Annotated in this window: 7 protein-coding genes; 6 read left to right on the forward strand and 1 reads right to left on the reverse strand. The window is 58.8% G+C overall.

From position 1 onward, the window contains the following. Positions 1-210: 210 nt before the first annotated feature. The gene (locus Q8R10_RS18525; protein ID WP_305655395.1) at positions 211-1248 is read right to left on the reverse strand and encodes an AraC family transcriptional regulator; all 1038 of its coding nucleotides are present in this window, start codon (positions 1246-1248) and stop codon (positions 211-213) included. A gap of 100 nt (positions 1249-1348) precedes the next feature. Here Q8R10_RS18525 and Q8R10_RS18530 point away from each other — a divergent pair, with 100 nt between their 5' ends. The 6 genes from Q8R10_RS18530 (at position 1349) to Q8R10_RS18555 (ending at position 9132) form a co-directional block, all read left to right on the forward strand. Then, positions 1349-2836 (forward strand): NAD(P)/FAD-dependent oxidoreductase, encoded by a 1488-nt coding sequence (locus tag Q8R10_RS18530; RefSeq protein ID WP_305655396.1) that lies wholly within the window; start codon positions 1349-1351, stop codon positions 2834-2836. After that, positions 2820-3746, forward strand: coding sequence for an alpha/beta hydrolase (locus Q8R10_RS18535; protein WP_305655397.1), 927 nt, complete (start codon positions 2820-2822; stop codon positions 3744-3746). Before Q8R10_RS18530 ends, Q8R10_RS18535 begins: the two co-directional genes overlap by 17 nt. A 1-nt stretch (position 3747) precedes the next feature. Next, positions 3748-4509 carry an SDR family oxidoreductase gene (locus Q8R10_RS18540; RefSeq protein WP_305655398.1) on the forward strand — a complete coding sequence of 254 codons (762 nt, stop codon included), beginning with the start codon at positions 3748-3750 and terminating at the stop codon, positions 4507-4509. A 115-nt stretch (positions 4510-4624) separates the two neighbouring features. Continuing rightward, complete coding sequence (locus tag Q8R10_RS18545; protein ID WP_305655401.1) at positions 4625-4984, forward strand: ribonuclease E inhibitor RraB; 360 nt, start codon at positions 4625-4627, stop codon at positions 4982-4984. 782 nt (positions 4985-5766) lie between these two features. Continuing rightward, positions 5767-6972 (forward strand): acetyl-CoA C-acetyltransferase, encoded by a 1206-nt coding sequence (locus tag Q8R10_RS18550; protein WP_305655399.1) that lies wholly within the window; start codon positions 5767-5769, stop codon positions 6970-6972. Positions 6973-6987: 15 nt separating this feature from the next. Continuing rightward, complete coding sequence (locus Q8R10_RS18555; protein ID WP_305655400.1) at positions 6988-9132, forward strand: 3-hydroxyacyl-CoA dehydrogenase NAD-binding domain-containing protein; 2145 nt, start codon at positions 6988-6990, stop codon at positions 9130-9132. Positions 9133-9377: the final 245 nt, after the last annotated feature.

Here is a 9377-nt window from a genome sequence, read left to right on the forward strand (position 1 = left end):
CCTTGCCAAGTCCTGCAACAACAGCGGGGGCCATTTCTCGCGCAACCCGAAGGGCCGGGCCTGTTTTTGCGCGAGACGGCGTTTCTCGTCGCTCATTTGGAACAACCAAACCGCGCTCCTCGTGCCTTGCCTCGCGCAAAAACAGGCTCCGGCGCGGCCGCGAATGAAATGGCAACAGACCCTAGCACATACCGGCGCTGAGCTGAATGCTCAAAATGCCGCACCTCGGCGCTGGCGATACTGGTGGGGCGGCAGGCCTTTCCAGCGTTTGAAAGCGTGGATGAAATTCGACACCTCGGCATAGCCCAAACGCTCGGCTATTTCCTCCAAGCTCAGGCCGCCGATGGCCAGTAATTCTTCGGCCAGTGTTTGGCGAACTTCTTCCAAGAGCAGGCGAAAACTCGAACCTTCATCCAGCAAACGGCGGCGCAGGGTGCGTGAGCTGAGGTTGAGCTGTTGGGCAAGCTCCTGCATGTCTGGCAAGCGTCCGGGAGTGCTGAGCAGCCGGGCACGAATTTGCCCGGCTAATCCTGAGCGTTCGCGGCGTTTGCTCAGTAGCGCATGGCACTGTTCTTCGCAGTGTTGGGCCACTTGCTGGTTGGCGCCGGGCAGCGGTTGGTCGAGTAGCTCTTGGCGCAATACGAAGCGATTATCGGCCTGGGCAAAGCGTGGTTCGATGCCATAACTGTCGGTATACCAGGAGCAGTCCGCCGGGCGCGGCAGGCATAAGTCGACGCGGGTCAACGGCAGGTGTTGGCCGAGCAAGTCGCGCTGAATCCTCAGCATGCCGGCGCTGTCGCGCTCCAGAATAAAGGCGCGTAATTCGGCGGGAATACCGCGGTCCTCGAACAGCAGATGCACCTCATCGCCGTGCTCCTCCAGGCGCATGCCATAGAAGGCGTAGGTCAGGTCGAGGTAGCGCAAACCGAGGCTGGCGGCGCTGCGAAAGGTCGGGCTGCTGAGCATGGCAAAGCCCCAAATGCCGTAGGTGCTCAGGTGATAGCGCTGGCCGGCCTTGAGGCCGATGCCGGGTTGCGCGCCGAGGGCGGCCACCAGATTGCCAATCAGCGCCAGCTCTTGTGCGGCATCGATTTCGCTGCCGGGCTCGGCCAGTTGTTGCAGGCTCAAGCCGGTGCCCGCCAGGCAGTGCTGAACCGACAGGCCTTGATCGAGGCCAAACTGGGTCAGTAACTGCGCGCTGATGCCGCTGCGGCGCAGGGGCCAATGGTTGGGGGCTTTGTTCGACATTTTGTCCGCAATTCACAATTTATGGCCGACTATGCCATAACCTCAAGCGCGTCGGCTAGGTAGTATGGGGCGATCCGCTTGGCGGTATTGGGAGCAAATAATGACTAATAATCCCCCTGTAACTGCGGCAACCGACACGCCGTTGCGTGTGCTGATTATCGGCGCCGGATTTGCCGGTGTTGGCTTGGCCATCCGGTTGAAACAATGCGGCATCGAGAGCTTTTTGCTGCTTGAGAAAGCCTGCGCAGTCGGCGGTACCTGGCGCGATAACAGCTACCCCGGCGCAGCCTGCGATGTGCCGTCCCATCTGTATTCGTTTTCGTTCGAGCCCAAGACCGACTGGAGCCGCAAGTTCGCCCCGCAGGCGGAGATCTTTGCCTATATCCAGCAGTGTGTGAGCAAGCACGAGTTGGCGGCGCAAATCAGTTTCAACACCGAAGTGGCCAGTGCCGAGTTCGATGCAGTGGCCGGGGTTTGGCAGGTGCACTGCATCGATGGTCGCCACTACCGTGCGCTGGCTTTGGTGAGTGCCTGCGGGCAGCTGAATCGGCCGGCCTATCCGCGTATCCCGGGGCTGGACAGTTTCAGCGGTGAGCGTTTTCACTCGGCGCGCTGGCAGCATGAGGTTGAGCTGGCCGGCAAGCGCGTGGCGGTGATCGGCACCGGCGCCAGTGCCATTCAGTTCGTGCCGGAAATAGTCCCCAAGGTTGCGCAGCTGTACCTGTTTCAACGCAGCGCCGCCTATGTGATCCCCAAGCCGGACCGAGCTTATCGGGCTTGGGAGTTGGCGCTGCTGACGCGACTGCCGTGGTTGCAGCAACTCGATCGCGGCCTCAAGTATGTGCAGCATGAAGTCCGCGCCTTGGCTTTTATTCATTTTCCGGCGCTGATGAAGCTGTTCAAGCTGAGCTTTCACCGTCACCTGGCCAGCGCCATTACCGACCCCGAGTTACAGCGTCAGTTAGTGCCGGACTACCCGCTGGGCTGCAAACGCATCCTGATCTCCAATAACTACTTTCCGGCACTGGCCCAGGCCCATGTTGAGGTCATCAATAGCGGCATTCGTGAGGTCACCGAGCGCGGCGTGGTGACTGAGGATGGCCGTGAGCGCGAGGTTGATGTGCTGATTTACGGCACCGGTTTTGCTGCCACCGACTTTCTCGCGCCGATGCAGATCAAGGGCCTCAATGGTCTCGATTTGAACCAGGCCTGGCGCGATGGCGCCGAAGCTTACAAGGGCATCAGCGTCAGCGGTTTTCCCAACTTGTTTATGCTCTACGGGCCGAACACCAACCTGGGGCACAACTCGATTCTTTATATGCTCGAGAGTCAGTTTGCCTATGTGCTCAATTGCCTGCAGACCCTCGAGCAACCTGGCTTGCGCTATATGGATGTTAAACCGCAGGTACAGCAGCGCTTTAATCAGCATTTGCAGCAGGTAATTCGTCACTCGATCTGGGAGCAGGGCTGTAACAGCTGGTACAAGAATGCTGCCGGTAAAAACACCAACAACTGGCCGGGCTTCACCTTTACTTACCGCCAGCAAACCCGCCACCTGGAGCTTGCCGACTATGAATGCACCCGTTGATTTTACCCCGCCAGCCTTGACCCAGCCGCTGCTGCTCGGCGTGTTGCGTGGGACGCTGCGGTTACTTTTTTGCAGCCTTGTGCGCCCGCCAACCCCGATTGCGCTGCAGCGCGGAATTTTGCGCCTGCTTACACTCAGCGTGGCGGCCCGTGGTATTACGCGCTCCAGTTCGACTATTGGCGGGCGACCGTGTGAATGGCAGCGGCCGTCGGACGACGGCGGTCGGGTGTTTTTATACCTGCATGGCGGGGCTTATCTGATTGGTTCGCCGGCCACCCACAGGGCCATTACCGGTGCGCTGGCCAAACTCGGCAACCTGGCGGTCTGTGCCCTGGATTACCGCTTGGCGCCGGAACATCGCTATCCGGCCGCGTTGGAGGATGCCGTGGCGGCTTATCAGGAGTTGCTGGCTGCGGGTTATCGGGCTGAGCAGGTTGTCATTGGCGGTGACTCGGCTGGCGGCAATCTGGCCCTGATTACCGCGCTGCGTCTGCAGGAGCTGGGTTTGCCAAGGCCGGGGGCGCTGGTGTGTTTCTCGCCGGTAACCGATTTCAGTTTGCGGCAACTGCATAACCCACCGGCGGGCGATCCGCTGCTCAACCCGGTCTGGATGGAGCAGGCAATCAAGCTCTATTGCCCGCCGGGCATGGAGCAGCAAGATCCGCGCCTGTCGCCGCTGTATGCCGATGTCAGTGGCTTGCCGCCGACGCTGATCCAGGTCGGCACCGATGAATTGCTGCTCAACGACAGCCGGCGTTTTGCCGAGCACGCCAAGGCCGCCGGGGTAAATCTGCTGTTGGAGGTTTATCCGGGTCTCTGGCATGTATTTCAGGCCCACGTCGGGCTGCTGAAAGCGGCGGATTTTGCCATGGCACGGGTGATCGGCTTTTTGCGGGTCCAGGGGTTTTGAGATGAACAATATCCTGATCACCGGCGCGGCTTCCGGCATCGGTGCGGCGACCGCGCGGTTGTTTCACGCCCATGGCTGGCAGGTGGGTTTGCTGGATATCAATCACGCCGCCCTGGCCAGTTTGTCGGCCGAACTGGGCGGCGTCTGGCATGCGGAAATGGATGTCGCCGATACGGGCGCGGTGCACGAGGCGCTAAAGGACTTTACCGCCCTGCACAACGGCCAGCTGCGCTTGCTGTTCAACTGCGCCGGGATTCTGCGCTTTGGCTGTTTCGAGAGCATCGAGCTGGCCGAGCACGCGCGCATTCTGCAGATCAACGTGCTGGGCTTGTTGCAGATGACTCACGCGGCTTTTGCCTATCTGAAGGTCACGCCCGATGCTCAGGTGATCAATATGGGCTCGGCCTCGGGGCTCTATGGCACGCCCCATATGGCCAGTTACTCGGCCTCCAAATTCGCCGTGCGCGGGTTGACCGAAGCGCTGGATCTGGAGTGGCGCCAACATGGCATTCGGGTCGGTGATCTGATGCCGCCGTTCGTGCGCACCCCGATGGTCAGCGGCCAGACTTTTCTGCCACCGGCGCTGCGCCGTCTGGGGGTGAACCTGAGTGCCGAGCAAATCGCCATGGCGGTCTGGCAGCAGGCGCAGAGCGCCAAAGTGCATAGGCCCATCAGTGCGCTGTTCAAACTGATGTACGGCTCGGCGCAGTTTTCCCCTGTCTGGTTGACGCGCTGGATCATGGGCTGGCTGAGTCGCCCATAACTATTGGTCTAAAGCGCGCGTTGGTCTGCAAATGACCGCAGCAGGGCTAAAGGAGCTAGGCTTTAAGGGCGCGTGGTTGATTGCGCGCTATTAACCGGCGGGCCAGCGTATGACGATGACGGTAAGCGCAGCAGAGAGCAGCAGCCGCAACCTGTTGCTGCGGATGAAGGAGGGTGGTTTCGACTTTGCCCGCATCCATGCCATCGATTTTTATGTGGTGTTTCCCGCACAGGCACCGGCGCAGCGGGCCGCCCAACTGTTTCGCGGTGAGTCGCTCAATACCCAGGTGTATGTGCGCGCCAACGGCAGCTGGTATCTGCAAGTAAGCAAGGTCATGCATGCCAGCCACGCGGCGATTGAAGATTTTGAACACGCCCTTGAAGCCTTGGTGCTGCCCTTTGGCGGAATCGCCGATGGTTGGGGCGTGACTCAGGAACCTGGTGCGTCCTCACCTGAGTTGCCCGGACGCTACTAGACGGGCCGCGCACTGCCTACCGACAGCTTTACTCGATGACCCGCCGCACAAGGTTAGTTTCCTCCCTCGACCCGCCTGTAATTTTTATTGCACACTGTGGGCCGGAGGAAACCATGACTGACATTTTAATTTTGACCCACACCGATCATTACACCCCGGGCTGTCTGCAGTTTTTCAACGGCCTGTTAAAGCCGGCTGGCTGCGGTTGCTGCGTGAACGGCTGAGCAGTAACCGCAGCCTGTTGATTAGCCGACTAAGTGGCTGAGATTGGGCAAGATCAGCACTACTGCTGTGGCAAACATGATCAGGCTCGCTTGACGAACTTTCGCTAAATTTTGCATGTTTTACTGCCTTTTATTCTTATTGTGCCGAGCCGACTATCTGCGCATGCCGCACGCGTTGATGTCGGTATCCTGCAATTGGCACTTCCGCAAAAACCATCCAAGCAGTGGCTTGTGACGGCACCCTACCTTTCAAACTCTAGGGGGCGATGCTCTCGGCCTTAGATGCGTTTGTCACAATAATTTGCGCTTTAGGAGTGAGTGGCTATTCCTTCAGCGCACTCTTCGGCGCGGGTGTGCGGCCTAGACGCATTGCCGTGGATTATCCGGATACCGCATAGGGCATGACCATTGGTCTGAGCTCAGTGGTCAATGGGCCTGAGCATTTAGGTCATTGAGCCTTGCGCTGGTGCGGTTAAGGTAAGGCGACTCACAATCATCTCTGTCGGCCGTGGCCCACAGTGCAACCGATACCATCATTCGCTCAGATCAGAGGACGCCATGACCGAAGCATTTATTTTTGATGCGGTGCGTACGCCCCGCGGCAAAGGAAAAAAGGACGGCGCGCTGTACAGCGTCAAGCCCGTTGATCTAGTTGCCGGGCTGCTCAGGGCCTTGCGGGTGCGTAATGCGCTAGACACCAGCCAGGTCGATGACATCGTGCTCGGCTGCGTGACGCCGGTCGGTGATCAGGGCGCCGATATCGCCAAAACCGCGGCCTTGGTGGCGGATTGGGATGAGCAGGTGTCTGGCGTGCAGCTCAACCGTTTTTGCGCCTCGGGACTGGAAGCGGTCAACCTGGCGGCCATGAAGGTGCGCTCGGGTTTTGAAGACCTGGTCGTCGCCGGTGGCGTCGAGTCGATGTCGCGTATTCCCATGGGTTCGGATGGCGGCGCCTGGGCGCTGGACCCAGCCACTAATATGCACACCCACTTTGTGCCGCAAGGCATTGGCGCGGATTTGATCGCCACGCTGGAAGGTTTTAGCCGCGAAGATGTTGATGCCTTCGCCCTGCGCTCACAGCAAAAAGCCGCCCGCGCCCGCGCCGATGGCTCTTTTAATAAGTCGCTGGTGCCGGTCACCGACCAGAACGGCATTCTGATTCTCGATCACGACGAGTTCATTCGCGCCGAGTCGACACTGCAAGGTCTGGGTTCGCTCAAGCCGAGCTTTGAAATGATGGGGCAGATGGGCTTCGACGCCAGCGCGCTGCGCAAGTATTCCCATGTCGAGCGGATCAATCACGTGCACACGCCGGGCAACAGCTCAGGGATAGTCGATGGCGCCGCGCTGATGCTGATCGGCTCCGAGGCCAAGGGCCGCGAACTCGGCTTGAAAGCCCGCGGCCGCATCGTCGCCACCGCCGTGACCAGCACCGACCCAACCATCATGCTCACCGGCCCCGCACCGGCCAGCCGCAAGGCGCTGGCTAAAGCCGGTTTGAATGTCGATGACATCGATCTGTTCGAAGTCAACGAGGCCTTCGCCTCGGTGGTGATGAAATTTATGAAGGACATGGGCGTCAGCGAGGACAAGGTCAATGTCAACGGCGGCTCGATTGCCATGGGCCATCCGCTGGGCGCCACCGGCTGCGCGATTCTTGGCACGCTGCTGGATGAACTGGAAAAACGTAACTTGCGTTATGGCCTCGCTACCCTCTGTGTGGGTGGCGGTATGGGCATTGCAACCATTATTGAACGTGTTTGAGGCCGGAGCCTGAAGATGACTGACGCCATCCGTTACGAAAAAGGCCAGGACAATATCGTCGTTCTGACCATGGACATGCCCGGCCAAAGCGCCAACACCATGAACGCCGAGTACCGCGTTGCCATGGGCAAAGCCGTTGAGCGCCTGGAGTCCGAAAAGGACTCAATCGCAGGGGTGATCATTACTTCGGCGAAGAAGACCTTCTTCGCCGGCGGCGATCTGAATGAGTTGATCAAGGTCACCAAGGCCGACGCTGCGCAGTTCTACGCCATGATCCTGAATATCAAAGGCCAACTGCGGCGCCTGGAGTGTTTGGGCAAGCCCGTGGTGGCCGCTATTAATGGTGCCGCGCTGGGCGGTGGTTGGGAAATCGCCTTGGCCTGTCACCATCGCATTGCCCTGGATAGCAGCAGCGTGCAGCTCGGTTTGCCGGAAGTAACTCTGGGCCTGCTGCCAGGCGGTGGTGGGATAGTGCGGATGGTGCGCATCCTCGGGTTGGAAAAATCCCTGCCGTACTTGCTGGAAGGCAAGAAGATCCGTCCACAAGAGGCGCTTAAGGCCGGCTTGATTGATGAGCTGGCGTCTGATGGTGACGATTTGCTCAGCAAGGCGCGCGCTTGGATTGTCGCTAATCCAGCGGCGCAGCAACCCTGGGATGTTAAAGGCTACAAGATTCCCGGTGGCACACCGTCCACGCCTGCCGTCGGGCAGATGCTGGCGATTGCCCCCTCAGTACTGCGCGACAAGACCAAGGGCTGTTTCCCTGCACCGGAGAAAATCCTCTGTGCGGCGGTGGAAGGCGCTCAGGTTGATTTTGATACCGCGCAGTTAATCGAAGCCCGCTACTTCACCGAACTCACCACCGGCCAGGTGGCGAAGAACATGATTGGTACCTTCTGGTTTCAGCTCAATGAAATCAATGCCGGCGGCTCACGTCCTAAAGGCTTCGCCCCTTATGTGACCAAAAAAGTCGGCGTGCTCGGTGCCGGCATGATGGGCGCGGGGATTGCCTATGTGTCTGCCGTGGCAGGTATAGAGGTGGTGCTGAAAGACCTGAGCATGGAAGGCGCCGAGAAAGGCAAAGCCTATTCCGCTAAGTTGCTCGATAAGAAAGTCAGCCGCGGCCATATGAGCATGGAAAAGCGCGACAGTATCCTTGCGCGCATTCAACCGACCGACAAAGAAACCAGCTTTTCCGGCTGCGATCTGATCATCGAGGCGGTATTCGAAGATCGTGACCTAAAAGCCAATGTCACAGCGGCGGCTGAACGTTGCGCGCTAAGTAATGCGGTGATTGCATCCAACACCTCAACATTGCCGATTACCGGCTTGGCGAGTGCGGTGCAGAAGCAAGACAAGTTCATCGGCCTGCACTTCTTCAGCCCGGTCGACAAAATGCCGTTGGTGGAGATCATCAAGGGCGAGTTGACCAGCGATGAGACCCTGGCGCGTGGCTTTGACTACGTGATGCAGATCAAGAAGACCCCGATAGTGGTCAATGACAGCCGTGGCTTCTTCACTTCGCGGGTATTCGGCACCTTCACTAATGAAGGCATTGCCATGCTCGGCGAGGGCGTTAATGCTGCGATGATCGAGAATGAGGCGCGCAAGGCCGGGATGCCGGTTGGCCCCTTGGCGATTTCAGATGAGGTGTCGATGAGCCTGATGAGTCATATTCGTCAGCAAGCCATTAAAGATCTGCAGGCTGAGGGCGAGCAGTTACCCGCGCATCCGGCCTACGCCGTGATTGAGCTGATGCTCAACGAGTACAAGCGTCCAGGTAAGGCCGCCAATGCAGGCTTCTACGACTATCCAATTGGCGGCAAGAAACACCTGTGGCCTGAGCTAAAGGCGCGCTTTGAGAAAGCCGAGGCGCAAATCCCGCAAATCGATGTGCGTGACCGCATTCTGTTTATTCAGGCCATCGAAACGGTGCGCTGTGTAGAAGAGGGCGTACTGCTATCAACCGCGGATGCCAATATCGGTTCTATTTTCGGTATCGGCTTTGCTGCTTGGAGTGGCGGCGCCCTGCAGTTCATTAACCAATATGGTCTGCAGGACTTCATCGCCCGCGCCCTATACCTGGCTGAGCAGTACGGCGAGCGCTTTGAGCCACCAGCCTTGTTGCTGGAGAAGGCCGCCAAGGGCCAAGTCTTCTAGGGCTTGGCCCCCCGTATGCCGTAGCTATATAGATACCCTCTATATAGCTACGGCATACGGATTGTTGCTCTGCTGCAATTAAGCCTTGACGTGTCAATCTGAGAGCCTATAATGCGCACCTCTTACGGCGTAGACCTCTCGTAAAACTCCTTGTAAAACAAGAAGTTAGCTTTAAATGAGGGGTTGCAAAGCAGCGAAATCTGCGTAGAATGCGCCGGGCTGACAGGGTGGTGGTTTGATCCTGT

The organism is Pseudomonas sp. (assembly GCF_030698175.1).
GTDB lineage: Bacteria > Pseudomonadota > Gammaproteobacteria > Pseudomonadales > Pseudomonadaceae > Aquipseudomonas.